The 25827-nt window shown below is 41.5% G+C and carries 21 protein-coding genes, 1 tRNA gene and 1 pseudogene; 15 read left to right on the plus strand and 8 right to left on the minus strand.

All coding sequences use genetic code 11. From position 1 onward, the window contains the following. Nucleotides 1–13: 13 nt before the first annotated feature. The 4 genes from IUZ65_RS06805 (at nucleotide 14) to IUZ65_RS06820 (ending at nucleotide 4009) form a co-directional block, all read left to right on the plus strand. Entirely contained in the window at nucleotides 14–601 is a 588-nt protein-coding gene (locus IUZ65_RS06805) for a cytochrome b/b6 domain-containing protein (RefSeq protein ID WP_229637999.1), read from the plus strand. A gap of 46 nt (nucleotides 602–647) precedes the next feature. After that, the gene (locus IUZ65_RS06810; protein WP_195703026.1) at nucleotides 648–974 is read left to right on the plus strand and encodes a hypothetical protein; all 327 of its coding nucleotides are present in this window, start codon (nucleotides 648–650) and stop codon (nucleotides 972–974) included. A gap of 139 nt (nucleotides 975–1113) precedes the next feature. Next, on the plus strand, nucleotides 1114–2490 hold the full coding sequence (locus IUZ65_RS06815) for a DUF3373 family protein (RefSeq protein WP_195703027.1): 1377 nt from the start codon (nucleotides 1114–1116) through the stop codon (nucleotides 2488–2490). Nucleotides 2491–2722: 232 nt separating this feature from the next. Continuing rightward, nucleotides 2723–4009, plus strand: coding sequence for a rhodanese-like domain-containing protein (locus IUZ65_RS06820; protein ID WP_195703028.1), 1287 nt, complete (start codon nucleotides 2723–2725; stop codon nucleotides 4007–4009). Between the two features lie 150 nt (nucleotides 4010–4159). On the opposite strand, the gene IUZ65_RS06825 is transcribed toward IUZ65_RS06820, so the two are convergent. Next, the gene (locus IUZ65_RS06825; protein WP_195703029.1) at nucleotides 4160–5059 is read right to left on the minus strand and encodes a LysR family transcriptional regulator; all 900 of its coding nucleotides are present in this window, start codon (nucleotides 5057–5059) and stop codon (nucleotides 4160–4162) included. 128 nt (nucleotides 5060–5187) lie between these two features. Here IUZ65_RS06825 and IUZ65_RS06830 point away from each other — a divergent pair, with 128 nt between their 5' ends. From IUZ65_RS06830 to IUZ65_RS06845, 4 genes are all read left to right on the plus strand, one after another. Then, nucleotides 5188–5943: a (Fe-S)-binding protein gene (locus tag IUZ65_RS06830; RefSeq protein WP_195703030.1), complete on the plus strand. Its 756-nt coding sequence runs from the start codon at nucleotides 5188–5190 to the stop codon at nucleotides 5941–5943. Further along, a complete protein-coding gene (locus tag IUZ65_RS06835; protein WP_195703031.1) occupies nucleotides 5943–7370 on the plus strand; it encodes a LutB/LldF family L-lactate oxidation iron-sulfur protein in 1428 nt (475 codons plus the stop codon). Before IUZ65_RS06830 ends, IUZ65_RS06835 begins: the two co-directional genes overlap by 1 nt. Beyond that, a complete protein-coding gene (locus IUZ65_RS06840; protein ID WP_229638000.1) occupies nucleotides 7367–8056 on the plus strand; it encodes a LutC/YkgG family protein in 690 nt (229 codons plus the stop codon). The genes IUZ65_RS06835 and IUZ65_RS06840 overlap by 4 nt, the downstream gene beginning before the upstream one ends. A 219-nt stretch (nucleotides 8057–8275) precedes the next feature. Beyond that, a tRNA-Leu gene (locus tag IUZ65_RS06845) sits at nucleotides 8276–8362 on the plus strand. Nucleotides 8363–8528: 166 nt separating this feature from the next. On the opposite strand, the gene IUZ65_RS06850 is transcribed toward IUZ65_RS06845, so the two are convergent. Together IUZ65_RS06850 and IUZ65_RS23485 are read right to left on the minus strand one after the other, a co-directional pair. Beyond that, on the minus strand, nucleotides 8529–9218 hold the full coding sequence (locus tag IUZ65_RS06850) for a hypothetical protein (protein WP_195703032.1): 690 nt from the start codon (nucleotides 9216–9218) through the stop codon (nucleotides 8529–8531). Nucleotides 9219–9495: 277 nt separating this feature from the next. Continuing rightward, complete coding sequence (locus IUZ65_RS23485) at nucleotides 9496–9996, minus strand: glucose PTS transporter subunit EIIB (protein ID WP_443083727.1); 501 nt, start codon at nucleotides 9994–9996, stop codon at nucleotides 9496–9498. Nucleotides 9997–10144: 148 nt separating this feature from the next. On the opposite strand from IUZ65_RS23485, the gene IUZ65_RS06865 reads away from it, so the two are divergent. Then, nucleotides 10145–10807 carry an SDR family NAD(P)-dependent oxidoreductase gene (locus tag IUZ65_RS06865; RefSeq protein WP_195703033.1) on the plus strand — a complete coding sequence of 221 codons (663 nt, stop codon included), beginning with the start codon at nucleotides 10145–10147 and terminating at the stop codon, nucleotides 10805–10807. A 200-nt stretch (nucleotides 10808–11007) separates the two neighbouring features. After that, nucleotides 11008–12681 carry an EAL domain-containing protein gene (locus IUZ65_RS06870; protein WP_195703034.1) on the plus strand — a complete coding sequence of 558 codons (1674 nt, stop codon included), beginning with the start codon at nucleotides 11008–11010 and terminating at the stop codon, nucleotides 12679–12681. A gap of 61 nt (nucleotides 12682–12742) precedes the next feature. On the opposite strand, the gene IUZ65_RS06875 is transcribed toward IUZ65_RS06870, so the two are convergent. Continuing rightward, nucleotides 12743–14485, minus strand: coding sequence for a methyl-accepting chemotaxis protein (locus IUZ65_RS06875; protein ID WP_195703035.1), 1743 nt, complete (start codon nucleotides 14483–14485; stop codon nucleotides 12743–12745). A gap of 555 nt (nucleotides 14486–15040) precedes the next feature. Here IUZ65_RS06875 and IUZ65_RS06880 point away from each other — a divergent pair. From IUZ65_RS06880 to nspC, 3 genes and pseudogenes are all read left to right on the plus strand, one after another. Further along, nucleotides 15041–17964, plus strand: a pseudogene (locus IUZ65_RS06880) (pyridoxal phosphate-dependent class III aminotransferase). Between the two features lie 13 nt (nucleotides 17965–17977). Continuing rightward, nucleotides 17978–19222 carry a carboxynorspermidine synthase gene (locus tag IUZ65_RS06885; RefSeq protein ID WP_195703036.1) on the plus strand — a complete coding sequence of 415 codons (1245 nt, stop codon included), beginning with the start codon at nucleotides 17978–17980 and terminating at the stop codon, nucleotides 19220–19222. A gap of 110 nt (nucleotides 19223–19332) precedes the next feature. Then, the gene (nspC, locus tag IUZ65_RS06890) at nucleotides 19333–20466 is read left to right on the plus strand and encodes a carboxynorspermidine decarboxylase (RefSeq protein WP_195703037.1); all 1134 of its coding nucleotides are present in this window, start codon (nucleotides 19333–19335) and stop codon (nucleotides 20464–20466) included. A 114-nt stretch (nucleotides 20467–20580) separates the two neighbouring features. Here the strand turns inward: nspC and IUZ65_RS06895 are convergent, their stop codons facing one another. Then, complete coding sequence (locus tag IUZ65_RS06895) at nucleotides 20581–21093, minus strand: glycine cleavage system protein R (RefSeq protein ID WP_195703038.1); 513 nt, start codon at nucleotides 21091–21093, stop codon at nucleotides 20581–20583. 137 nt (nucleotides 21094–21230) lie between these two features. Next, complete coding sequence (locus tag IUZ65_RS06900) at nucleotides 21231–22133, minus strand: DUF3943 domain-containing protein (RefSeq protein WP_195705026.1); 903 nt, start codon at nucleotides 22131–22133, stop codon at nucleotides 21231–21233. A gap of 281 nt (nucleotides 22134–22414) precedes the next feature. Here IUZ65_RS06900 and IUZ65_RS06905 point away from each other — a divergent pair, with 281 nt between their 5' ends. Next, on the plus strand, nucleotides 22415–23650 hold the full coding sequence (locus IUZ65_RS06905; protein ID WP_195703039.1) for a CinA family nicotinamide mononucleotide deamidase-related protein: 1236 nt from the start codon (nucleotides 22415–22417) through the stop codon (nucleotides 23648–23650). A 295-nt stretch (nucleotides 23651–23945) separates the two neighbouring features. Next, nucleotides 23946–24293, plus strand: a complete 348-nt coding sequence (locus tag IUZ65_RS06910) for a hypothetical protein (RefSeq protein WP_331275672.1) — start codon at nucleotides 23946–23948, stop codon at nucleotides 24291–24293. On the opposite strand, the gene IUZ65_RS06915 is transcribed toward IUZ65_RS06910, so the two are convergent. Both IUZ65_RS06915 and nrdB read right to left on the minus strand, forming a co-directional pair. After that, nucleotides 24269–24547 carry a 2Fe-2S iron-sulfur cluster-binding protein gene (locus IUZ65_RS06915; RefSeq protein WP_195703040.1) on the minus strand — a complete coding sequence of 93 codons (279 nt, stop codon included), beginning with the start codon at nucleotides 24545–24547 and terminating at the stop codon, nucleotides 24269–24271. The genes IUZ65_RS06910 and IUZ65_RS06915 overlap by 25 nt on opposite strands. Nucleotides 24548–24643: 96 nt before the next feature. After that, complete coding sequence (nrdB, locus tag IUZ65_RS06920; RefSeq protein ID WP_195703041.1) at nucleotides 24644–25777, minus strand: class Ia ribonucleoside-diphosphate reductase subunit beta; 1134 nt, start codon at nucleotides 25775–25777, stop codon at nucleotides 24644–24646. Between the last annotated feature and the right edge of the window lie 50 nt (nucleotides 25778–25827).

The following is a 25827-nucleotide window of genomic DNA, read 5'->3' on the forward strand; positions in this document are numbered from 1 at the left end:
ATTACAGGAATTTATGATGAACAAAACAGTTGTAATATTTAAACGGTTTGAACGTTTCTGGCATTGGGGTCAAGCGGCATTAGTATTGCTGCTGATTGTGACCGGTCTAGAGCTTCACGGAACTATCGATCTATTAGGGTTTGGAAAGAGTTCTCATTTCCACCACTTTGCGGGGTTTATCTGGGCCGCGCTCGTCGTGCTTATCTTTACTTGGGTATTTACTACTGGCGAGTGGAAGCAATTTGTACCAGATATGAAAGGAATCGACGGAGTCTTGCGATTCTACTTATATGGTGTGTTTGTTGGTGAACCACATCCTCATCATATGTCACCAGAAAACAAATTTAATCCACTACAAAGAATGGCCTATCTTGGCGTGCTATTTGTCCTGATACCATTGCAGATAGTGACTGGACTGATTTTCTTTTTCTTCCCGGAACTGCGAGCCGCAGGTTTTATTGATCACATAGGCACAGTGGCGATAATCCACACGTTTTGTGCTTATTCGGTTATCGCTTTCCTCGTTGTGCATTTGTATTTAATTACACTTGGCCAAAAGCTATCAAGCCATATGAAAGCGATGTTGTCGGGTAAAGAGTAAAAAGAGTAATAAAGAATTTTAAAATAAAAAAGCAGAGGGTTTTACCATGAAAAAAATAATTTTGGGTCTGTTAGTCTCAATGATGTCATTTGGTGCATTTGCTGATGCAGCCAAGGGACAACAATATTACTTAAAATATTTGCGTCCCTATTTTAGCTATAACGGACAGGATTTTGCGGAGCAACATCTAAAAGTGGAATGGAAACGTTATTTCAAAAAAGATGCAAAGAGGTTTATCAAGACATATAGCAAAAAACATCCAGAATCCGCTGAATTTTTAGCCAGCGAAGATTTTCAAAAAATCGCACCGCATATTGCTGATTTTGCTATTAAATACGCGGCAGATAGTGGAGAACTCGCTAGCTGCAACTAATTAGATCAGTTATCAGGAAAGAGATAACGATAGAAATTTATTCATAATTTGTCATTGAATGCGCTTTATGGTGGAGAACGACTTAACAAAATAATCTTAGTGCATTCAGTTCCTACCAAATAGATATGAGAATATTATTATGAAACTATTACCACTTTCAGCAGCGGTGATGCTGGTTCTTGCACCCTCCGTTCAGGCTGAAGAGGACCTTCAGGTACAAATTGATGAGCTAAAAGCTCAAGTACGAGAAATGAAAATTGAGAATGCGGGTCAAAATCTCAAGTTTGGTGTTGATTATCGCGTCACTATGGACTCAATTGAGTACAAAATGGCTGATGGGAGCACCGCAAAAAACAGCGATCTTTTGACCAACAGGTTATGGATCAATATGGGTTACCAATACAACGATAACCTGTCGTTCATTGGTCAATTATCCTATAACAAAGCGTTTGGCGAATCCTTTACACAAAGTGGTTACGCTGATTTTGACTGGGTCGTTAATGAAAACCCGACGAATGATAATTCGTTAAATGTGCGTCAAGCTTACTTCCTCTATTTAGGTGAACAGTTTATGGGAGTAGACGACATGGGATGGTCATTTAGTTTAGGGAGAAGGCCTTCAACAGATGGTTTTCTAGTGAATCGTCGCGAAGGGTTTGACGAAGCACAATCTCCATTGGGCCATTCTATAAACGTTGAATTTGATGGACTTAGTCTAAATACAAAATGGGACGAGCTAACTGGTATCCCGGGAGCGGCAATCAAGTTATGTGCGGGACGAGGCTTATCTAATACTACAACACGTTTCACAATGTCTGGCACCGATTACGCCACGAGCGAAGATGCAACAGATAACATCGATTTCGTCGGTTTCATTTTCACCCCATACGATGACGGCCAATATGATCTAAAAGCTATGGTCTATACGGCGTCAAACTTGATAGGCTATGACGCTCAAAAAATCGGAATGGGTGAGGCGCCAACGTTTTACGATTTCGGTAATCTAAATAACGCGACAGTTTCATTTGAAATGAACGGTATCGGCGAATTGATTAATGATTTCCTAGACAATACTCGTATTTTTGCTTCTTACGCGGTATCTCAAACCGATCCTTCTGCAGGCATGGCAATGCTAGGTTCTACAGAGAAAGAGACAGGTTACTCGTATTGGTTAGGCGTTAACGTTCCCGGCTTTATGGAAGATGACTCCTTCGGAGTCGAGTTCAACCATGGGTCTGAGTACTGGCGTTCATTCACCTATGGTGAAGACACGGTTATTGGGTCAAAGCTTGCTGCAAGAGGGGATGCAATAGAGTTTTATTACAATCTGCCTATTATTGACGATGCTTGGGTAGCGCAAGTCAGGTATACCAAGATCAAATATGATTACAGTGGAAGCAACGGATTTTTTGGCAGCGCGTCTGCACCATACGACATGCAGACTGCCATGTCTTACGGTATGAATCCGGTAGAAGAGGCTGAAGATATTAGGCTGTTGCTAAGATACAAATATTAAAAATAAGGGCCGTTTAGTGATAAACGGCCCTTATTTTTTCAGATAAACCATATTAAGTGTGTGGTCTATCAAAAATACAGAATTTAGCTAATAAGAATATTAGAATATAGTGATCTATTGCACACCACAATCGCCATTTTTCTTTGATTATTATTGATAGAAGTCCAAGTTAAGAAAGACACGTCTTTTCTTTTAAACTGCTAGATTACAGATGACAATTTGGAGGAACCAAATGTTTAAACATTCCCTGATTATTACATCCTTGCTGTTAGCGCCAATGTCGCTAATGGCCGAAGAAGTGGTCGGTAAAATTCAGTCCATTTCTACCAATGCGAAAGTTATTCAATACTTAAATCCTAAAACGAAAGAAGTCACGGTCATCAAATTTACCGACCAAACTAAATTAGTAGACGCTGAGTCGTTTAAAGAACTTACTAAAAACACCAAATTTAAAGCGACACTAGACGACAATGGTGTTGCCACCAAGATTAAGAGAATACTGGTTAAGTTACCACCAGAACAGGTAATTGATACCGACACTTTATCTGAATTGCTTGATGAAGGAGCACCGGTATTTATCGGTGATGCTCGCCCACCAAATGTCTATAATGTAGGCCATCTTCCTACGTCTAAATCGACTCCATCTAATAAACTTAAGGAAAACCTTAATTGGCTACCTAAAAATAAGGATGCATTGATTGTATTCTACTGTGGTGGTGTTACTTGTCCGCTAAGCCCTGCGGCTCTTAAGATTGCTATGGAAAATGGTTACACCAACGTAAAAGCCTATGTAGAAGGTTTTCCTGCATGGAAAGGTGAGGTTTATCCTTCTCACGTGAACGCTGACTGGGTTAAAAAGAACCTAGATAAGCACCATGTTATTTTAGACGTGCGTTCTAACCCTGCATCTTCGATTAAAGGGGCTGTTACGCTTCCTTCTGAAGAACTCGTCGCAATGCATGACAAAATGAACAAGGAAAAGGTGGCAACAAACAAGCGTACTATTTTTAATCTTAGGGACAAAAAAGCACCTATCATCATAGTTGCAGATACAGCGGATGCAGATGAAGCCATTGAAGCCTATGAGATATTAACGTTTTGGAAATTTAAAAATGTCGTTATCTTAAAAGAAGGTATGGAAGGGTGGATGGCGGCGAATCTACCACAAGATAATGTCGCGACAGAATTGGTTTATGAGAAAAAACTGGCTAAAGGCGCAATAGAAGAAACGGCGTTTGTGAAGGCAGCCAAAGAAGGTACAGCTATGATTATTGATGTCCGCGATACGGCTGAAGTTAGCCACGGTGCAGTATTAGGTTCCATCAATATTCCATTAGGTGAACTCGACCAAAACTTAGCGAAGATCCCGAAAGACAAACTGGTTATTCTACACTGCGTTGGTGGAGCTCGTGCGTCTCTTGGTTATACACTATTAACGAAGAAAGGTTATACAAACGTCAAGTTCTTGAATGATACCTTTGCCGACGTTGCGAAAGACAATGGCATCGAATTGATATAACACCAATGTCAGGTTAGTCACATCATTAATATGATTGGTAAAGTAGGACATAAAGCTGATCAATTAATCTAATAAAGCCCACTAGAAAGTGGGCTTTATACTATAATTTTCATCATGTGAGAAAGTAGTGTAAGAGGTCTCGAAGAGTATCTAAAACACATGGATAATTGAGTGGTATTTATCTCTAATGTGCTCGATGAGTAATTGTATTTTTTTGGGGACCTGTTTGGTGTAAGGATATACGGCATAGATGCCTAGTTTTTTTGCAACTAAGTCAGGAAAGATATCGACCAAATTTCCAGCAACGATGTCGTCATAGACTAGGACCGATGGCATGTAAGCAATGCCTCGTCCACCTAGCGTAGCCCTGCGGAGTGCTGAAGCATCATCGGTTGAAAAGTTACCGGTAATGGTAACAATATAATCGCCATTTTTGCCTTTGAATTCCCACTCGGTCGCACCACTTGTTTGATAGGTATATTTAAGGCAGTTATGCTTAACAAGATCATTTGGAATAAAAGGACGGCCTTTAGCTTGAATGTATTCAGGAGAAGCACAAACAACCCATTGCGAATCAGTAATGTGCCGTGCTATTAAGCTCGAGTCTTCCAAATGGCCAGTACGTATGACCAAATCGTAACCTTCTCCAACAAGATCAACAAACCGGTTGTTGAGGTTCATCTCAATGTTAATGCCGGGATAAAGATTACAAAATTCTGCGATGGTGTCGGCTAAAACAAGTCGACCGGAAATAGTAGGAACAGACATTTTTATATTACCGCTGATTTTTTCGCCATAACCTGAAAGTGCATCTTGGCCGTCGAACACCGCTTGTTTCACAGTTTGCGCATGTTCTAACAAGGTTGATCCCGCTTCAGTGAGAGTCAGTTTCCTAGTGGTACGGTATAACAAAGCAACGCCAAGTTCTTTCTCCAATCGGGTGATTCTTTTACTAACTACCGAGTTTGTAAGGTTATTTTTCTCTGCGGCTTTGCTAAAACTGTTGAGTTCAACGACTTGGGCAAAGAGTAATAAATCGTCTGCATTCATACATTATGTTCAATTTAGAAATAATTATTTTCATTATTTCTCTATATCGCAAAAAAGGAAAGCGTTATCGTAGAAAAAGTGAACACAACAATAATTAAATCAAGACAAATGCAATGAGGTATTAGTACATGCGTATCTACCCGATGAAGCCAAATAAAGTCTATTTTTACGCCACTTGTCTAGTGGATATGTTTGACCCAGATGCAGGATTAGATGCGATACGCCTTATGGAAAAAGAGGGGCTAGAGGTTATCTTTGTTGAAAAGCAGACGTGTTGCGGACAGCCAGCTTATACCTCTGGTTATGATGATGAAGCGAAGCGTGTGGCGTTGAGTCAAATCGCATTATTTCCAGAGCAATATCCCGTCGTGGTTTTGTCCGGCTCTTGTGGTGGAATGATGCATCATCACTACAGCCGCCTGTTTAAGGGGGATGAACAAGAACAAAAGGTAAACCAGTTTTGCGAACGAGTATTTGAACTGACAGAGTTCCTCGTCAATGTATGCAGGACAAAGTTAATTGATCAAGGAGAACCAAGCAGCGTCGTGATGCACACCTCTTGCGCGGCAAGACGGGAAATGAACGTGCATGTCACATCGACCCAGCTATTAGATCAGTTAAAGAATGTTGAGCTGAAGATGCAAGATTATGAAGAGGAATGTTGTGGGTTTGGTGGCACCTTTTCAGTTAGGCATCCAGATATAAGTCAATCCATGGTTGAGGACAAAACCAAGCACATAGAAGCGACGAACGCAGATAGATTGGTGAGTGCTGATTGGGGTTGTTTGCTCAATATTAATGGAGCGTATGAATACCAAGGGAAAGCGATTCGTGGACAACACATCGCGAGTTTCTTGATCGAAAGAATAAGGGGAGCGAATTAATGTCACAAACTCCACAGAATTTTCATCAGCAAGCCCACGTAGCACTTCAAGATAAACAACTACGTGCCAACTTTCGTGGCGCGATGGATTACCTGCGAGACAAGCGAAAAACGGCCTTTTCGGATTTGGACGAAGAGAAAGCGATTCGTGACCTTTCAGAGGCGATAAGGCAGCGCTGTTTAAGTAAACTACCGACATTGCTTGAACAATTGGAGCGCAATTGCATCAGCAATGGCATACTAGTTCATTGGGCAGAAGACGCAGAGCAAGCCAACGATATTATTGCAGGCATTGCCAATAATGTGCAGGGGAAATTCATCATCAAGGGTAAGTCGATGGTGAGTGAAGAGATAGAACTCAACCATGAAATGGCAAAGCTGGGTATAGAGTGTTTAGAAAGCGATATGGGAGAATATATCGTACAACTTGATGGCGATAAGCCTTCTCATATTATCATGCCAGCGATACATAAAAATAAGCAGGAAGTCAGCGATACCTTCGAACAAAACCTAGATAATTTTACACCTACTGTTGATGTTGACGAGCTGATTCAAACGGGCCGTACTCGATTACGCCGTAAGTTTCATGATGCGGATATTGGACTTTCAGGTGTTAATTTCGCGGTGGCAGAAACGGGAACCTTATGCTTGGTTGAGAATGAAGGTAATGGTCGGATGACGACGACGGTGCCTAATGTCCATATCGCCATAACAGGAATAGAAAAGGTCGTTGAGTTTTTATCTGATGTGCCTCCGCTTTATAGTGCGTTAACTCGCTCGGCTACCGGGCAGGCTATTAGCACCTATTTTAATATGATTACATCCCCGAGAAAGCGGGGTGAAAAAGATGGCCCAGAACAGGTTCATCTTGTGCTGTTAGATAACGGGAGAACTCAGGCTTACCGAGACGAAGAGTTAAGAAAAACGCTTCAATGTATTCGTTGTGGTGCGTGTATGAATCATTGCCCTGTCTACACAAAAATAGGCGGTCACGCTTATGGTACCGTTTATCCGGGGCCGATCGGAAAAATTATTTCGCCACATCTATTAGGTTTAGATAAAACCAAGGACCTTGTGACCGCGTCTAGTCTTTGTGGAGCGTGTGGTGAGGTGTGTCCAGTCCGAATACCTATTCCTGAAATGCTACAGCGCTTAAGGCGAGAAGCGAAGAATTCGGAACAAGAAGGGACGTTTCCACTTAAAGGACAACAATCGGCCAAAAGCAAAACAGAAGCACTGGCCATAAAAAGCTTTGCATATGCGGCAACGCATCCAACCATGTATCATTTTGGCACCCGTTCGGCGACGACATTTCGCTTTCTGATGCCGAAGAAATTGGGACCTTGGACGCAATGTAGAACGGCACCTAAACCGGCTGAAAAAACATTACATCAAAGAATGAAAGAGCATAAAAGGGATAAAAAATGAACAGTGATAACGTAAAAATGCGCTCTCAGTCGGCGAGAAACAGTATCTTAGAAAAGCTAAATCAAGCACAGGTAACACCAATGGGTAAAGAAACGTTGGAATATCAACCTTGGGGTCATGTAGAACCACCTACTCAGGTTGAAAAAACAGAACGTTTTATTGCCTGCATGGAAGCAAATCATACAGAGATCAAGCGAATCCTAAAAAGTGAACTAGACGTTACAATTCAAGCTATTGTTGCGGACAAGGCGTTTAAAACGGCCGCTATCGGTACCGCAGGAGAATATCATCAGAGTTTTGTTCGTGGCTTAGATAAATTAGAGACAACGCTATTCGATAAGGCTATCGAAGAGTGGAAGACTGAGTTATTTGAAAACGTCGACGTAGGTGTAACGCACGTTTTAGCGGGAATTGCGGATACGGGTGCATTGGTACTGTGGCCGAGCATTGAAGAACCAAGGACTTTGTCTCTTGTGCCGCCATGTCATATTGCGGTGATTGAAGAGTCGATGATAATGAGCAATTTTTCTGAAGTGATGGCCACACAGAATTGGACGAATTCAATACCAACCAACGCACTATTGATCTCTGGCCCTTCGAAAACGGCAGACATTCAACAAACTCTTGCCTATGGTGCTCATGGGCCAAGTGAGCTTGTGGTGTTAATTATAAAAGACGTATTGTAATGACGAAATAGCGTGAAAATGAAGCGAACAAGTCAATTTTTGTTCGGTTGAACACCTAATCAAAGAATTATACTTGACGTAATTCTAAAAGTGGGTAAATTAGCCGCCACACGAGAGAACAATCTCGTATAGAAACAAGTTTTAGTTATTGAATTTGCTTCAATAACATAGATGGTGTCAACTCAATACAGTTAGACGCATCGCAATCCAGAATTGCGTGCCCTGGTGGTGGAATTGGTAGACACAAGGGATTTAAAATCCCTCGGCGTTCGCGCTGTGCCGGTTCAAGTCCGGCCCGGGGCACCATCTTTTAAAGCCTCCGCAGAAATGCGGGGGCTTTTTTACGAATAGAAACGAATGATTTTATGTTGTCTATTTACGAAAAAACAAGCATACGCATTTGTGTATGCTTGTTCATGTCTTTATTGATGGGTAGCAAGTTTTCTAGCTCGGTATTCATTTAGTCTTACTTTCACTCTGGTTTCCATTCCTGTAATGCCATTTGATATTCTTTCATCATTTGATCGCAAGGCTTCTCAGAAAGATCCAAAGATTCGATGATGTCTTGGTCTAAATCTTGTCGAACATCAATCGTCGCTTGATAGCTTTCGCGACGATAGCTGTTATTGAGTACTAATGCTTTAAATTGAGTGAGTTCGTCCTCACTAAACCCGCTGTCGTACCAGCATTGAATAGCATGATTCTCTTCGTGAAAGATAGAATACTGCCTTGAGATCCGTCCTCTACCTCTTTCTTTTGCCATTTTGTCTACAATGCTGACCATCTGCACGTAGACCGCTCTCTTTTTAGGCTGGTAAGGAAACTTGTATCCAATATAGACTTCAAGGTCGTCACGTATACCGTTACCATTACTGTCCACTTCAGCAGGGTCTTTGGGTAGAGCCTGAATAAAAGGAGGCAAAATACTGATCTGTTCTGAGGTTAATGCCGCTTTAATTTCATCTGGTTTGATTGTCTCTAGAACGATAGCATTTGGTTCGGTCGGTTCTGCAACGATGCTAGCATTTGAATTAGAGGTTCTAACTTTGGGTTGGGAATCTGGTCTTAATGCCTGAGATTGTTCTGGTTGAATGATCAACACAATCAGGCTTACCACGATAATGGCGATAAATGCGTAAATTATATATTTAAATAGCTTCATATTTTACAGTCTGAATACTTATTATCTAATTCTTCTCGATTGATTTTATAGTACGTAGGAGAATTTTTCTAGTTGATAAAATTATAGGTAATAACATAAATGTGACGAAACCTTAAGTCTGCAAAAAGATAATTCAAATTAGATGATTTCCTAAGTTATTCTTCTCAGATGATAGGGTGAAAGCTGAGCAATAAACACATAAGGTCAAAATAAAAAGCTGCCAAAAAAAGCAGCTTTGTTGAATATGAGCTTAGTCACTAATGATAAGCGAAGGCCGTTATTTACTTAACCAGGCTAGCATGCCTTGTCTTAGTTCGTCTGATGCTTTACCAAAGATAGCCTGTACATTTTTATCCAGTACAACGACGCCTTTAGCGCCTAAGTCTTTAAGTTTTTTCTGATCAACAGCAGAGAGCGTATTCACTGAAACTCTTAGGCGTGTTAAGCAGGCATCGATATCAGTTATGTTTTCTTTGCCTCCGAATGCCGTAACAAGTTCACTAGAAATACCTTCTTCTGGATGCGTGTCAATCCATGTTTGCATATCAACTTTATACTTGTCAGCATTCTTACCAAAGATAGCTTGTGCTACTCGACCAACCGTTACTACTCCCATTGCTCCGAGTTCTTTGAGTTTTGCTTGATCGACTGCAGAGAACGCTTTAACGGTAATGCGTAACCTCGTAAGGCAGGCGTCTAACTTAACGATGTTTTGTTTGCCACCATAGGCGGCAACAAGGGCCCTTGCCATCTCTGAGTCTGAAAAATTAGTCGACATAAAATACTCCTGATACCTAAAAAATAGTGTTCAAATATTACTCGTTACTGCATAGTATATAATGAAAATATGGAAACGTTTACAATAATATTAAGTTTTGTTTATATTCACCTCAATGAGTCGATATAAACAATTTAACGGAGAATTTATGATTTTAATAACCGGTGCGAGTAGTGGGTTAGGGGCGGCTCTGGCGAAGTTGCATAGTGTTGAAGAAGAATCGTTGACTATCATTGGCCGAGACAAGGCAAAGCTCGCCAATGTTTGTCAAGGTCTACCTTCCAACGTAAAAGCCCTATCTGTGGATCTCGCTGATGCAGCCCAAGTCTCATCGTTGTTTGATTCTATTCAACGGCCTAATATGGTTATTCATTGCGCAGGTAGTGGGTATTTTGGGGCAATTGAACATCAAGAACCCAATCAAATACGCCATTTAATAGACAATAATTTATTAACTACCATTCATCTGCTTCAGGAATTGGTAAAGCGTTACAAAGACGAGAGCGTTCGAGTCGTTATTGTTATGTCTACTGCTGCGCAAGCCGCGAAAGCGGGGGAGTCAACCTACTGTGCGGTGAAATGGGGCGTGAAAGGTTTGGTAGAATCCGTTCGACTGGAACTAAAAGGTAAAAAGATGAAATTGATTGGTGTTTATCCAGGAGGAATGGCGACGGAATTTTGGCAAACAAGTGGAAAAGAACTCGATACATCTTCATTTATGTCGGCTGATGAAGCGGCGAGTATGATCAAAGATAGCCTGCATTCTACAAAGAACGGTTACATTTCGGATATTAGTGTTAATCGAACATAGTGGCAATCGATTACCTTTGGTCATAAGTCTTAGTTTTGCGAAAACAGATCGGGTTATCGGTTAAAATTATCCGTTATCAGATATTGAGTCTTATGTTTATTGTTAAAACTGTTAACATGCCACAATCGTTAAATATGAATTTAGTAATATTGTTTAGAGTTGTATAAATTCTCTAATCAGAATTGGGTTAATAATTTAAAATGCCGCACCACGAAAATAGCCGCTTCATCAGCATGTTTGACTCTGCTGTTGAAGGTCTTTGGATTATGGCCACAGATGGAAACGTCTCTTTTTATAATCACACCTTTTACCAGCAATTTGAGCTTAATCTAGATGATACTCATCTAGATGACTGGCTTGCGTTGATCCACCCTATGGATAAAAAACAATTCTCCAGTCGTGTAGACCATCATGTTGAAGATGAGTCGTCCAATGAACGGGTTAAAAGCCAATATCGAGTTCGTAAAAAAGACGGCAGTTACTGCTGGATTGAAGCAACAGGTGTGATGAAGCAGGATGATTCGGGTAGCTATATGGTGGGGAATCATAGAGATATTTCTGAACAAAAATTATTAGAATCCTATATACGTCAACTGGCTTATTTTGACAAAATATCAGGCCTACCTAATAACGATAAGTTAAAGCAGGATATCTCAGAATTACCCCATAATTATATATTGGTTCATATCCATTTGGATAAGATTAAATCCTATATCAATCAATATGGTGAAGAGTTAATAGTGGAAATGCTGGAGCGAGTCATCTCTTGTATGAACTCGTTTAAGAGGCAGCGTTGTGAATTCTACCGAAACTCTCTCGATACATTTTCAATTTTGATACACAGCGCCATTATGGAACAAGATTTGGCTAAAATGTGTCAGCAATTCGTCACTGATTTCCGCAATATGTCGAGGGCTGACGGTAAGCTATTTGCGGGGGAGGTTTTTGTAGGTGCTTATCCATGTATCGATAAAAGTAAATCTGCAGAAGAGGTGATTAGTTGGGCTGCACAAACCTGTGAGTATGCGCAGAGACATGAGCCTGCTCATTGGGCTATCTGTAATCCACAGGTACAGAAAAAAGTTGAGCGTTTCTTCTATATTGAAAGCCAGATAAAAAGTGTAATAGAAAATGGTGATATCTCCATCCGTTTGCAACCCATTGTCAGTGCGAAAACCTATCAACCGATCAGTTTTGAGGCATTAGCAAGATGGGAAAATGGGGAGAAAGGCGAGATATACCCAGACGAGTTTATACCTGTCGCCGAACGCAAAGGCTTCATAGAAACGCTGGGTGAAGCGGTTTTAGAACAAGCATGCATGTTCATAAATAGCTACAATGTTAAATGGAAAAGCAACCTAACTATCAATGTAAACGTGTCGGTATTGCAGCTTTTAGATGGGAACTTCCCTCAGCGAGCATCAGAGATTGCGCTACGCTGTGGTGTAAATGCGTCCAATGTCATGCTCGAGCTTACAGAATCAGTGCTGCTGGATGATAAGTATCAGGCGATGGGTCAAATCAGGCAATTAAAGGCGTTTGGTTTCAATCTTGCAATGGATGATTTTGGTTCGGGTCATAGCTCTTTAACGGGCTTTTTCCGGCTTCCTTTTAAACAGTTAAAGATCGATAGAGAGTTTGCACTTGAAGCGACCAAATCTGAGGAACCTTTCTCTTATCTTAAATTTCTAAATGAGATGAATCAGGAGCGAGGCGTCGCGGTGACCGTTGAAGGTATTGAGTCGCAAGAAATGCTGACAATATTTGAGTCGGCAAATGTGAGCTCTTATCAAGGCTACCTTTTTGCAAGGCCAATGAAGCCGAACGACGCTTTGATGTTGGATGATAAATGGAATCTGCTCAAGTTTGAATAAATGTACCCAATCTCACTGTCGTGAGGATGGATACATTTACCCTAACACTGTCACCTTACTATTAACGAAGCTTAAACTTGCTCACTATACCCACTAACTGTTGATTTGAATCGGTAAGTTGATGGGTACTGTTTGCGGTTTCGCTTCCGTTACTGTTTAGTGTTTCTATCATTTGTTGAATCGCAACCATGTTGCGGTTTATCTCTTCGGTTACGGAGCTCTGTTCTTCAGCAGACGTTGCTATCTGCGCCGCGAGATCGTTTATTTCGACGACAGAATCGGTCATAAGGTCGAGAGAGGTCATTACCTGAGACGTTGTATCAGCGGTTTGTTGGCAGCTTTCTTTGGTTGAGTTCATGCTCGAAACAACGGCGGAAGAGCCACTGCTGAGTTTATCAAGCATTTCATTTATTTCGGTCGTACTCTGTCGAGTTCTGGCGGCCAATGCACGCACCTCGTCAGCGACGACAGCAAATCCACGACCATGCTCTCCAGCTCGCGCGGCTTCAATGGCTGCGTTAAGTGCCAAGAGGTTAGTTTGTTCCGCGATTTCACCAATCACATTCAATACCTGACCAATCTGAGCGGTATCTTCATTCATCAATATAATTGTTTGAGACGTGTGTTCAACTTCATCAACCAACGCAGTAACGCTATTGACGGCTTGTTGAACGATAACCTTAGACTGCTCAGCTTCTTTATTGGTTGACTCTGTCTGTTTGGCTGCTGTCGCTGCACTTTCTGCAACGGCGTCTGCGGTTGAACTCATCTCGTTAATCGAAGTAACCGCCATTTCCATTTCTGCAGTGTGCGCTTTGAGTAGATTTTGATTAGAATCAGCTTGTCCTTCTAGGAGTTCGATTTCATCGTTAATCTTTTCACTTGAAGAGGAAACATCTATCATCATTCGTTGCAGATTTTCAATGAACTTATTAATACCATCCGCAATCTTGCCGAGGTCGTCTTTGGTGTAAACTTGTAACCTGTGGGTCAAGTCACCACTACCATTTGCCAAATCTGTAATAACATCTCTGAGCGCAACAATCGGTTTAAAGGCAATATTAAGAGCAACAATACTCAAAGGGATAATGATGGCTGCTGCGATGAGTAGCGCAATAGTAATGGATCCATTTAGGCTGTCGGTATTGGATTGAATAAACCCTTTGTCTATATAGCCCGTGAGTGTCCAATTCTTGCCACCCACATCAAAGATATTTTCTACAGGAATTAAATCACCATCCACCTTGTTTGAGAACAAAATGTTACCAACAGAATCTTTTAACTCAACGTAGCTACCTTTGACTGAAGAAGAGGAAAGTAACTCTTGAATGCTGGTGAGATCGATGATGAATAAGTCACGCCCTTCGCCACCGCGTGGGACTAGGATGGAAAGGTGGGGGACGTTGTTCTCAAAGTAGATATCACTAATAACGGCTTCAGTGCCTGCTGTCGTCATCTGGCTTTTGTATTTTTCAACCAATTCTGGCGCGTCAATGCTGCCATCTTTATTAAACATCAAGTCATAAGATAGCTTGATAATGTCTTTGAAACCTGTCGCGTCCAAGGTGCTTGAAATTTCCATAATGCTGAAATTAGAACTTTTCGCTAATTTCACATCATTCGCTATATCGCCGACCAACTTGTCCTTTACTAAAACTAGTTGTGTTTGGATATTCTTCGTATCAGATTGAGCGATATATTGGCTAATATAGTAATTCGCACTTAAGAAAGAAGTTAGCACCGATATAGAAATTATCGAAATGAGCAAAGCGAGGACTTTTGCTTTAAAGGATAGATTTTTCATAATAATTTTTTTCGTCTTCTTAGTTGGCAACAATTCTAGATAGAGTTTATTGATATTATGATTATAGGTCGGAAAATATCTTGAAAACTTGAGTGCAATGTTAGCTTACCGCTTGTTTATACGTAATAAAGTGTGTTTGTTCGATCAAGCTCACACTATTATGATAACTGATTGATATATTGCATTGTCAGTCAGGTTAATATTTCTCGTGATTATTCTTAATAAACGCTTGTCTGGTTTGCATGAGTTGGGTAGACTCGCGCGCAATCTCGGTAGTACCTTACTGGGGGATACTCGAAACATCCTCTTAAATTGATGATGTTTTGTAGGGTAGGTATTAGTTAGCCATAGCTAATAGACGGGATACTGTAGAAAGGAAACCCAACAATGTTATCTAATTTAAATCAGTTCAAATTCAGCCTAGTTCTACCAAACTGCAGTGTAATAACTGAACCTTGATCCACTCGTAAACAATATTTTCTATCGGCTAATTTGCCGAGTTTGTTGCTGCACGCAAAGTCGTGCAGTGGGTAGTGATCCATAAGGTATTTGGTAATGAGCACAGTTATAAATTTAGATTCGTATCAATCTAACTCCCCATTTGGAATTGAAATACCAGAGGTCTCTGGTATTTATAGTCTAGCGTTAGATCAACTGCTGATCGATCAACAAGAGAACGAATCCGATGTTCGTTCTTATCCACGACGTTTGCCTATAGCAATCAAGCGGGCCTATGGCGTATTGGTTGAAGACACACGCGGACAAATGTTTTTAGATTGTCTTGCGGGAGCAGGAACGTTAGCGCTTGGATACAATCATGCAGAAATCAATCAATCTCTAAAGGACCAGCTCGATTCCGGTCTTCCCTATCAAACGCTTGATATTACCACTGAAGTAAAAGACCACTTTATTAAACAGGTCAAAAATTTTCTACCAGAATACTTTTCGAAGGACTCAGTAATACAGTTTTGTGGCCCGTCAGGTGCGGATGCAGTAGAAGCCGCCATTAAGCTGGTTAAGCAGACGACAGGTAGAAATACCATGTTTGCTTTTCGAGGTGCTTACCATGGTATGACGAATGGGACGATGGGGTTGATGGGCAATTTAGGTACAAAAGCACGACGTACTGGATTGATGTCGGATGTTCACTTTATGCCATTCCCATACAACCTACGCTGTCCGTTTGGTCTAGGAGGTGACGCGGGTGCAAAACAGAGCATTCGTTATATCGAGCGGCTACTTAATGATGATGAAGCTGGTATCCAAAAACCTGCGGCGATTATCGTCGAACCAGTACAAGGTGAAGGTGGCGTTATCCCTGCGCCAGTTGAGTGGTTAAGAGAGTTACGCCGTATCACCACAGAACACGGGATTTTACTCATTTTAGACGAGATCCAGTGTGGGGTAGGGAAGTCGGGTTATCGATTTGCGTTTGAAGAATCGGGGATAACCCCAGATATTCTGTGTCTGTCTAAAGCGATTGGTGGTGGACTCCCTATGTCTATTCTCGTCTTCAATAAGCAAATCGATACCTGGAAAGCCGGTGAACATACCGGTACATTCCGTGGAAACCAACTCGCGATGGTATCTGGTGCTAAGACGATGGAGATTATCGAGCGCGATAATCTCGTCGAGCACGCCAATATTGCGGGTAATTATTTTCGACTTGGACTTGAAGAAATTCAGACGCGTGTCGATTGTATTGCAGAGGTTCGTGGTAAAGGTTTGATGCTCGGTATAGAGATAGTGACACCGAGCGGCAGTAAGAATAAGTTTGACGAGCGTGAAGCTGATTCCGAGCTGACGTTATCTATTCAAAGGGCGTCCTTAGAGCGTGGATTGATTGTAGAAAAAGGAGGACGCGATGGTTCAGTTATTCGTTTCCTACCGCCTCTAATCATCACATTTGAACAGATTGATTTTGCCCTAAGGACTTTAGAAGCGGCAATTATCACTTCTGGTGGTCTGTTGACTAAAGAGGAGGTGAGTTAATGTCATTAAATTCGTCTCAAGTGAGCTGGAAGAAGCACTTTGTTCATACCGGGTCGAAGGGAGCGGAAGAATTTTCCCTCGTCCTCGCGAATACCAATAAACATCTGAAAACCATGTTCGAGACCGCGAGCAAACCGTACTCGGGGCTCTCGCCTGATCTATTATTAGAGCAGATTAATCGAGTTGACCTTACCAATGGTGGAGCGGATCTATCGGATATTGTAAGGAAATCCGTTGAATTGATTGGTAAGAACTCAATCTTGGTTCAGCACCCTAATTGTATCGCTCATTTGCATACTCCCCCATTGATCTCATCTATCGCAGCGGAGTCGATTATCGCGGCGTTAAATCAGTCGATGGATTCGTGGGATCAGGCTTCTGCAGCCACATTTGTTGAGCAAAAAGTCGTTGATTGGTTGTGTGGTATCTACCGACTCGGTCACGAATCTGATGGTGTATTCACCAGTGGTGGAACTCAATCTAACCAGATGGGGTTGCTACTTGCGCGCGATTGGATTGCAGAAAAGATAAGCAATCACTCAATTCAGAAGATGGGTCTGCCAGATTACTGGAATAAGTTACGAATCATCTGTTCTAAGAATACGCACTTTACTGTTCAAAAATCGGCTTCAATGATGGGATTGGGTGAGCAAGCGGTTATTGCTGTCGATACCAATAGTGCGGGTGAGTTAGATATTGCCGCATTGCAAATTGCAATTAAGGAATCAAAGCAAGCTGATTTGATTCCTTTCGCTGTTGTCGCAACCGCGGGTACTACGGATCACGGTGCGATTGATGATATCGACGCCATTTCTTCCATCGCCCAAACCGAATCGCTTTGGCTTCATGTCGATGGTGCCTATGGTGGTGCTCTGATTTTAAGTGGTCATAAAGAAAGGCTGAATGGTATAGAAAAAGCGGACTCAGTCAGTGTGGATTTCCATAAGCTTTTTTACCAAACCATTAGTTGTGGTGCAATTTTATTAAAGGACCGTCGCCACTTTAAGTACCTACTTCATCACGCCGATTATCTGAATCGTGAACACGATGAACTGCCAAATTTGGTGGATAAAACCATTGCAACCACCAAGCGTTTTGACGCGTTAAAAGTGTTTGTTTCCATGCAGAGCGTTGGTGCGAAAACCTTGGGTCAGATGGTCGATCATCTATTAGTCCAGACGCAACAAGTGGCCGATAAAGTGGCGCAAACAACAAACCTGCAATTACTGGCAACGCCGTCTTTATCTACCGTGCTATTCAGGCTGAATCATCATGGGGTGGAGAACCTAGATGCATTGAATCAAAAGGTACGTATCGAAGCATTAACAAGAGGCGTTGCCGTATTAGGTGAGACGACCATTGACGGTCAATCTGCCCTGAAGTTCACAATACTGAATCCGTGTTTGTCGATGTCAGATTTCGACAAATTACTAAATCAAATTAACCAATTAGCTCAAGAGCTGATTGATACCAGTTCACTGGTATAAAGAAGGAAACAATATGTCTATATTACAAATTGGTGCGGGTGGCGTGGGTTGGGTAATTGCACACAAAGCGGCGCAAAATAATGACGTGTTAGGTGATATTACCTTAGCATCGAGAACCATCGCAAAATGCGACAAAATTATTGACTCTATCAAGGGTAAAAATAATCTAAAGGATGTGACGAGAAAACTAGAATCCAAAGCGGTCGATGCTGACGATGTAGACGCTCTTGTTGCGCTAATCAAGGAAGTTAAGCCAACGCTGGTGATTAACGCGGGTCCTCCATGGATAAATATCGCCATTATGGAAGCTTGCCTACAAACTAAGGTCTCTTACCTAGACACCTCCGTTGCTGTCGATCTCTGTTCTGAAGGCCAACAAGTTCCTCAAGCCTATGACGGGCAATGGGCGTTCAGAGACAAATTCAAACAAGCTGGTATCACTGGTATATTGGGTGCGGGCTTTGATCCAGGAGTAGTCAGTGTCTTTGCAGCCTACGCAGTTAAGCATCTATTTGATGATATCGATACCATCGATGTTATGGACGTGAACGATGGCGATCATGGCAAAAAGTTTGCAACTAACTTTGATCCAGAAACCAATATGTTAGAGATTCAAGGCGACTCATTTTATTGGGAAGAAGGTAATTGGAAGCAGGTACCTTGTCACACGCGTATGTTTGAGTTTGAATTTCCGTTAGTAGGAAAACATAAAGTGTATTCAATGGCTCACGATGAAGTTCGTTCTATGCAGGAGTTTATCCCGGCAAAACGAATAGAATTCTGGATGGGTTTTGGTGACGCCTATTTAAATTACTTCAACTGCATGCGAGATATTGGCCTACTGAGCCCGGACCCTGTCACGCTGCAAGATGGAACGGTTGTTGAGCCGCTTAAGGTATTGAAAGCAATATTACCAGACCCAACCTCTTTAGCTCCTGGGTATACAGGTAAAACCTGCATAGGCACCTGGGTGCAAGGTAATAAGGATGGCAAGCCACGTAGCGTGTTTATCTATAACAATGCTGACCATGAAGTAGCGTATGAAGATGTAGAGCATCAGGCCATCTCATATACGACGGGTGTACCAGCCATTACGGCTGCATTGCAATATTTTCGTGGTCATTGGGCCGAAGCGGGTGTATTTAATATGGAGCAACTCGATCCAGACCCATTCTTAGAAACCATGCCAGAACTTGGATTAGATTGGCATGTACAGGAACTTGAGGTCGAGCAACCTAATATCCAGATTCTAAAATAAGGGCAGAGAATCTTAAAGCGAATTGGATTTATAGAGTTTTCGTGCTTTAAATCTGATGGAACAAAGATGCAACACCCACTTACTGAAAATATTGACTAAAGCTGGAACGAATGAAGACAGAACAACTTCCGACACCGTATTTCATGATCAATGAAGAAGCGTTGATAGAGAACCTAGAGAAAGCTCGTTATTTAAAAGAGCAGTCTGGCGTAAAACTGGTCTTGGCACTCAAGTGTTTCTCTACGTGGGGGGTGTTTGACCTAATCAAGCCTTATCTCGATGGGACGACGAGCAGTGGACCTTATGAGGTAAAGCTTGGTTACGAGACCTTCGGTGGTGAAACCCACGCCTATAGTGTTGGTTATAGCGAAGAAGATATGAAAGAAGTGGTGCCGATATGCGACAAATTAATATTTAACTCTCAATCCCAGTTAGCGGCTTATCGTCATATAGCAGAAGGTAAAGTGTCAATAGGGCTTAGACTAAACCCCGGCGTGAGCTATGCAGGACAAGATTTGGCAAACCCTTCACGGCGTTTTTCCCGTTTAGGGGTTCAGATCGATCAATTAACCGAAGAGGTTTTCGATTGTCTTGATGGGGCAATGTTCCATATGAACTGCGAAAACAAAAACGTTGATGCTTTTATTACATTGTTGGATGTAATATCTTCTCGATTTGGTCACTATCTCGATAAACTGGCGTGGGTGAGTTTGGGTGGCGGCATCTTCTTTACATGGCCGGGTTATGACATCGACAAATTGGCCAAAGCTCTGAAACAATTTTCAGACAAGCATGCGGTTCAGCTTTATCTGGAACCGGGCGAAGCCATTATTACCAAAACGACAGATTTGGTGGTATCAGTAGTGGATATTATTGAGAATGAAAAGCAGACGGCTATTGTCGACTCCGCAGCAGAAGCGCATAGACTCGATACGTTGATTTATGATGAGCCTGCGTCGATATTCGAAGCAGATAAAAATGGACAGCATAAATACATTATCGGTTCTTGTTCATGCCTTGCTGGTGACCAATTCTGTGAATCTACATTTTCGCAGCCGTTAAAAATAGGTCAAAGGTTACGTATTATGGACAGTGCTGGCTATACCATGGTAAAGCTAAATTGGTTTAATGGACTAAAAATGCCATCAATTTACTGCCAGCGCTCAAATGGTGAAATTGATAAATTGAATGAGTTCAATTATGCCGATTTCAAGCGTTCTCTTTCACAATGGAAGATTAACTAGTATTTAGATGCACACTTTGTGGAAGATGATAAGAACGGCGTCATTTAAACCAAAAAAACACCCTAAAAGAGGGTGTTTTTTTATCGTCATTTATTCAGATGTGGAATCAGATAATCACGTACTAAGAATAACTCTTGTATCCTCGCTCAAAGATTCAAGCTCATGAGTCACATCCTCAATGGCCATCTCTTTTGGTAAGCGAATAGACAAGTTTGCGGTAAATAAACTAGAGCTTACGCCGCCTCCACCAGCAATAAAGACGCGTTGGCAGTCCATATCTAGGATGTTGATACCTTGCCCGTCGAGTACATTGGTAATCTCATTTACAATGCCAGCTCTATCGTTAGAATCTAACCGCAGTTGGAAGATCTCCTCTACATTGTGTGATGCGGTATCACTGTCGGTAAATTTCACGAGTAAATTAGGATCTTTCCTAATGGCGTCTTTAACTTTGTCTTCATTTTCTACCGGCAAGTCAATTTTAATGACCGCAGCAACTTGGTCTTCTATAAAATTAACTTTACTGATTAGCCATTTTCCCCCGTGTTCATGAGTGGCGGCCGCAAACGATTTAATAGTAGACGGTGTCGCTTTACCAACGAAATTGACAATAAACGTTTTATTCATAGAAAACCCTCCATGTATGACGCAGACCTAACTATATGAATTGAAATGTTATATTTAGTGTAGGCCTAATCTGGTGAGAAAGCTTGACTGGGGTCTATATTTCAAGTTTGAATTCGGAGGAATATCATGTTTTGTAATTAAAACTTTATTTTTAATTCTGCGCCAACAAACTGATAGTCGTACGAAGCTCCAGCGTCCATTGCGAAACTGGCGGCATCTTGATTACCGAACCAAGGTGTAGAAACAAAATTGAATTCTGCTTCGCCACCCCATGCATCCGTCACCCAATAATGAATATGTCCTACAGGGTTTAGGAAAAAAAGAGAAAAGCTACCCATTGACTCTGAGCCCATAACTTCGCCACCGTTAGCAACGATATCCTGTTCGGCTTCAAACATTATTTCGCCGACCATAGCGCCGAAAAATGGAGTAATAAACAGATCCTGCCAAGATGGGATTTCTGCAAATGCCTCTACACCATACTCCCAGAAAAATGTCGACATGGTCCAAGAATAGATAAACGATTCAAATTCGTCGAAACCAGAATGGCGTGCAGCTGTATAGTAAACACCACCAAAATAGGGGTGCATAATGTAGTTTAATATATGCTCATCTTTATCCCAGACAGGGCCAGCCTTTACATTGTCTTTCCATTTTTGGCCAAGGTTGCTTACGCTTTTGGAATCATCATCCCATTTGGTGATTGATTCTGGCAAAAGAGTCATTAATCCAACGGTAGCCACACTTAGTCCCAATATGGTGTATGTCTGTTCTTTTAGGTATTGCCAGTCTTTTTCTTGACTGATAGTAAGGTAAAGAGGTCGTTCTTCATTTTCTGTTATCGTTGAAGACTTTGCCGCGTCGGCATCTAATGAAAAGATCGAATGAGCAACAAAAGGGTCTTTTTCTATACAGTAGCTAAGTTGGTTGTCACAATCTATAGTGTAAGAAAATTCGATATGCTGATTGATATCGTACTGAGCTGAGTATGCACTAGAGACCATAAGAAGCGTAGTAGAGGCAGCAAATAGACGGCTCATTGATGACGTTGTACTTTCCATTGTGGTTTCTGGTTTCAATGTGCGTTCCTTGAAAATATGAATGTCCATATACATAGATTGTCCATGAGGCTAGTTTACAATAATACCTATTGTTGCCGAGTAAGTGGACCCACAGACTAGACAACCTAATTTAGGTTAGCTGAAAATCTTTGAATTCTCATACTTTTATAATCATTTCTCGACATCACATCATAATCTGACGTAACTTATACTCTGTGTAATCACATAACATCGCTTTAACAATAAAATAGGTCAATACAATGCTCAATATTGCTATGCTTAGCACCGGTGAAGAAGTTCTTCACGGTGATATCGTTGACACCAATGCTGCCTGGTTGTCGCGTCGGTTTTATGAAGAGGGCTTTTCCCTTTCTAAAAGAAGCACCGTTGGTGACCAAAAAAAAGCGCTTGTTAATGAACTTATTTCTCTCAGCCTTAATCACGATATCGTTATTGTAAATGGGGGGCTTGGCCCCACGACCGACGATCTTACAGCAGAAGCAGTGGCAGTTGCTGCGGAACAAGAGTTGAGGTTATTCCCTGAATGGGTTGAGGTCATGCAAGCGATGTTTGCGCGTCTTGGTAGAAAGATGCACGACAGCAATCTGAAGCAAGCGATGCTGCCTGAAAAGGCGCAGATTGTGGATAATCCGGTTGGTACTGCTTGTGGTTTTACCTTGATGATCAATGATGCTCGATTTTTCTTTACGCCAGGAGTTCCAAACGAATTAAAACACATGGTCGATGGTGAAATATTGCCGTATTTAAAAACGACGTACCCAGATACGTCACCATTCGAAGTAAGCCGTATGTATACATTTGGCTTAGGTGAATCGGGAATCGCAACACATCTGGATAAAATAGTGCTACCTGAGGGGTTTGAATTGGGTTATCGCTCTTATATTCCCTATATTGAAGTGAAACTCTTTGGGCCTGCAAGTCAGCCCGAAGTCCGATTGAGCTTATTAAAGATAATCTATGCTCACCTTGGCGAGAATGTGGTGAGTGTTGATGAAACAATGTTGGATAACATTGGCGACCTTTTGGCTGAGTCTCAACGACGAGTCTCTGTGGCTGAATCTGCAACCGGTGGCTATCTATCTAGTTCGTTACAGATTAACAAGAAAACGCATGACTATTTTAAACAGGCATGGGTACTAAACAAAATTGATTCTTTTGATAGCCACGAACAAGATCCTATTGCCGCTGCGTTAGCTTTAGCGGCTTCAATTCGTGAAAAAACAGGAAGTGAGATTGGACTGGCCGTTGGGGGAATTAGCGAAAATAAGGTCGCTGTTTCGCTGTCTACTTCCTCTGGAGAGTGGGGCCAATGGGTAGAATTGAGTCGTAACTATAATCCTCAAGATCAAGCGAAAGTGATCGCTGCGATCTTGCTTGACATGCTTCGCAGACATGAAGAGAATAAACCAATCTTCGGCAATTATGGTTTTATTCATCGCCTACGAGAACTCTTTGTCCCTGTAGCATTGCTTTAATTTTTAAGTGGAATGACGAGGCGTCTACATTGGGATAAACGGACAGGATTTTAAAAGGAGATGGTTTATATTTTTGTTTTATGGAAAAATAAGAATTTTTCACCATTACCTTATAACAATAAGATATAAGTATTATTTTTTTTAAAAACAATGAGTTATTGTCAGCCAAGGGTTTGTCTCAATAATGCATCTAGCTTAAATTTAGAAATGTCGTAAACTGAATTATGATGTTCGAAATGAACACCGTTCGTTGTGACATAGGCGAACTCCCCATGGATGGCAGGAGGTTTGAGCAATGTTGAGTCAATCAAAAATCGAAGTTTGGTATAAAGTTTCTGGCCAGAGAATTCTGTTAGGCGAGACGTGCAGCACACGGCAAAAGGATGTCATTTCTCTCTGGGTGGATCTTCCAAATGATCAAAGATCGTCAAAAAATGAAGGCTATCGTCTATCCTTGTTTGACGATGATGGGAGGCACATTGCAGATAAAAGTGTTAGTCAATCGTATGCTGAGAGTATTCTAAGTCATCGGCCGATATTGGATGTTTGCCAGGCGGTAAATCAACTCTGTTTTTCTGTCGATAATCATCTTGAGTCAAACAGAAAGTCTAAAGATGATCAGGCTGATTTAGCCTTTATCTGATAGTTTACCTTGGTCAATACAAGATTCGATTTTGCCTTGCTTATGCAGGGCAAAATTTCTTTAGCACTCGTATAAGCCATCTTGAATCGAACCTCTTCTACTTCCCCTTCCATTAATTCACATCGACATGCACCGCAGTGCCCATCTCGACAATGGTACTCGGGTTGCAAACCTGCAGATTCCATCGCTTCTAGAACAGTTTGCTCCGTTGTGGACAGGATAGGGGACAGAGAGTTGATATTAAGTTTAAACATTTTGACACTTATCGGTGATAGTAAATTTGCATTGAGCCTTTAACTCGCTTCCGTAAACAGGTTAAAGGCCTATTTGAACAATTTTTCAGTAACAAACTACAGTTCAAAATCTCCGAAATCGTCCGCATCGACTTCATTATCGATTTGGCCGACTAGATAGGAGCTGATTTCAGCTTCTTGCGGTGCGACCTGAACATTGTCAGATGATAACCAGGCGTTGATCCAAGGAATAGGATTAGATGTCGCTTCTGGGTACGCAATATCAAGGCCGACGGCTTGCATACGGGTATTGGTAATGTATTCCACGTATTGTGACAAAATATCCTTGTTTAAACCAATCATAGACCCATCTTTAAATAGATATTCCGCCCACTCTTTTTCCTGCTCTGCTGCCGCTTTAAATAGGTCGAAACAATCTTGTTTACACTCCTCTGCAATCTGAACGAAGGCAAAGTCATCTTGACCATTCCGAAGCAGGTTAATCATATACTGAGTACCAGTAAGATGCAGAGCTTCATCGCGTGCAATTAATTTGATGATCTTGGCATTACCTTCCATCAATTCACGTTCGGCGAACGCGAAAGAGCAGGCAAAGCTTACGTAAAAGCGAATCGCTTCTAGTGCGTTAACCGACATCAAACAAAGGTACAGTTTTGTCTTTAACGTGTGTAAATCAACCACAACGGTTTCGCCGTTGATGGTGTGTTTACCTTCTCCGTAGCGATGGTAGTCGTTGGTCAAGACGATGAGGTCGTCGTAATAGCGTGAGATATCTTTGGCACGATTTTGAATGTATTCATTTTCGACGATGTCATCAAAAACCTCACTAGGATTATTGACGATATTGCGAATGATATGCGTATACGAACGAGAGTGAATCGTTTCTGAGAATGACCATGTTTCAATCCACGTCTCAACTTCTGGCAGAGAGACAAGGGGCAATAACGCCACATTAGGGCTACGACCTTGTATTGAATCAAGTAATGTCTGATATTTTAGGTTACTGATGAATATGTGTTTTTCATGTTCAGGTAACTTGTTGTAATCAATACGATCGCTGGATACATCAACTTCTTCAGGACGCCAGAAAAATGAAAGTTGCTTTTCAATCAACTTTTCGAAAATTTCAAATTTTTGTTGATCGTAACGTGCAACATTTACCGGTTGACCCAGAAACATAGGTTCCTTTAATTGGTCATTCTTAATTTGCGTAAAAGTACTGTAAGCCATGGTCGCTTGTTTCCCTTCTTGCTCTAGTTCGTTAGGATTTTAGAGCATAG

The organism is Vibrio sp. VB16, assembly GCF_015594925.2.
Taxonomy (GTDB): Bacteria; Pseudomonadota; Gammaproteobacteria; order Enterobacterales; family Vibrionaceae; genus Vibrio.

Bases quoted from the DNA above. Each gene is read 5' to 3' on its own strand.
- IUZ65_RS06885 (WP_195703036.1), top strand. From the start codon at position 17,978: ATGTCTATATTACAAATTGGTGCGGGTGGCGTGGGTTGGGTAATTGCA.
- IUZ65_RS06830 (WP_195703030.1), top strand. From the start codon at position 5,188: ATGCGTATCTACCCGATGAAGCCAAATAAAGTCTATTTTTACGCCACT.
- nrdB (WP_195703041.1), bottom strand. From the start codon at position 25,777: ATGGCTTACAGTACTTTTACGCAAATTAAGAATGACCAATTAAAGGAA.
- IUZ65_RS06820 (WP_195703028.1), top strand. From the start codon at position 2,723: ATGTTTAAACATTCCCTGATTATTACATCCTTGCTGTTAGCGCCAATG.
- IUZ65_RS06815 (WP_195703027.1), top strand. From the start codon at position 1,114: ATGAAACTATTACCACTTTCAGCAGCGGTGATGCTGGTTCTTGCACCC.
- IUZ65_RS23485 (WP_443083727.1), bottom strand. From the start codon at position 9,996: ATGTCGACTAATTTTTCAGACTCAGAGATGGCAAGGGCCCTTGTTGCC.
- IUZ65_RS06850 (WP_195703032.1), bottom strand. From the start codon at position 9,218: ATGAAGCTATTTAAATATATAATTTACGCATTTATCGCCATTATCGTG.
- IUZ65_RS06875 (WP_195703035.1), bottom strand. From the start codon at position 14,485: ATGAAAAATCTATCCTTTAAAGCAAAAGTCCTCGCTTTGCTCATTTCG.
- IUZ65_RS06840 (WP_229638000.1), top strand. From the start codon at position 7,367: ATGAACAGTGATAACGTAAAAATGCGCTCTCAGTCGGCGAGAAACAGT.
- IUZ65_RS06905 (WP_195703039.1), top strand. From the start codon at position 22,415: ATGCTCAATATTGCTATGCTTAGCACCGGTGAAGAAGTTCTTCACGGT.
- nspC (WP_195703037.1), top strand. From the start codon at position 19,333: ATGAAGACAGAACAACTTCCGACACCGTATTTCATGATCAATGAAGAA.
- IUZ65_RS06805 (WP_229637999.1), top strand. From the start codon at position 14: ATGATGAACAAAACAGTTGTAATATTTAAACGGTTTGAACGTTTCTGG.
- IUZ65_RS06835 (WP_195703031.1), top strand. From the start codon at position 5,943: ATGTCACAAACTCCACAGAATTTTCATCAGCAAGCCCACGTAGCACTT.
- IUZ65_RS06865 (WP_195703033.1), top strand. From the start codon at position 10,145: ATGATTTTAATAACCGGTGCGAGTAGTGGGTTAGGGGCGGCTCTGGCG.
- IUZ65_RS06825 (WP_195703029.1), bottom strand. From the start codon at position 5,059: ATGAATGCAGACGATTTATTACTCTTTGCCCAAGTCGTTGAACTCAAC.
- IUZ65_RS06910 (WP_331275672.1), top strand. From the start codon at position 23,946: ATGTTGAGTCAATCAAAAATCGAAGTTTGGTATAAAGTTTCTGGCCAG.
- IUZ65_RS06870 (WP_195703034.1), top strand. From the start codon at position 11,008: ATGCCGCACCACGAAAATAGCCGCTTCATCAGCATGTTTGACTCTGCT.
- IUZ65_RS06895 (WP_195703038.1), bottom strand. From the start codon at position 21,093: ATGAATAAAACGTTTATTGTCAATTTCGTTGGTAAAGCGACACCGTCT.
- IUZ65_RS06915 (WP_195703040.1), bottom strand. From the start codon at position 24,547: ATGTTTAAACTTAATATCAACTCTCTGTCCCCTATCCTGTCCACAACG.
- IUZ65_RS06900 (WP_195705026.1), bottom strand. From the start codon at position 22,133: ATGAGCCGTCTATTTGCTGCCTCTACTACGCTTCTTATGGTCTCTAGT.
- IUZ65_RS06810 (WP_195703026.1), top strand. From the start codon at position 648: ATGAAAAAAATAATTTTGGGTCTGTTAGTCTCAATGATGTCATTTGGT.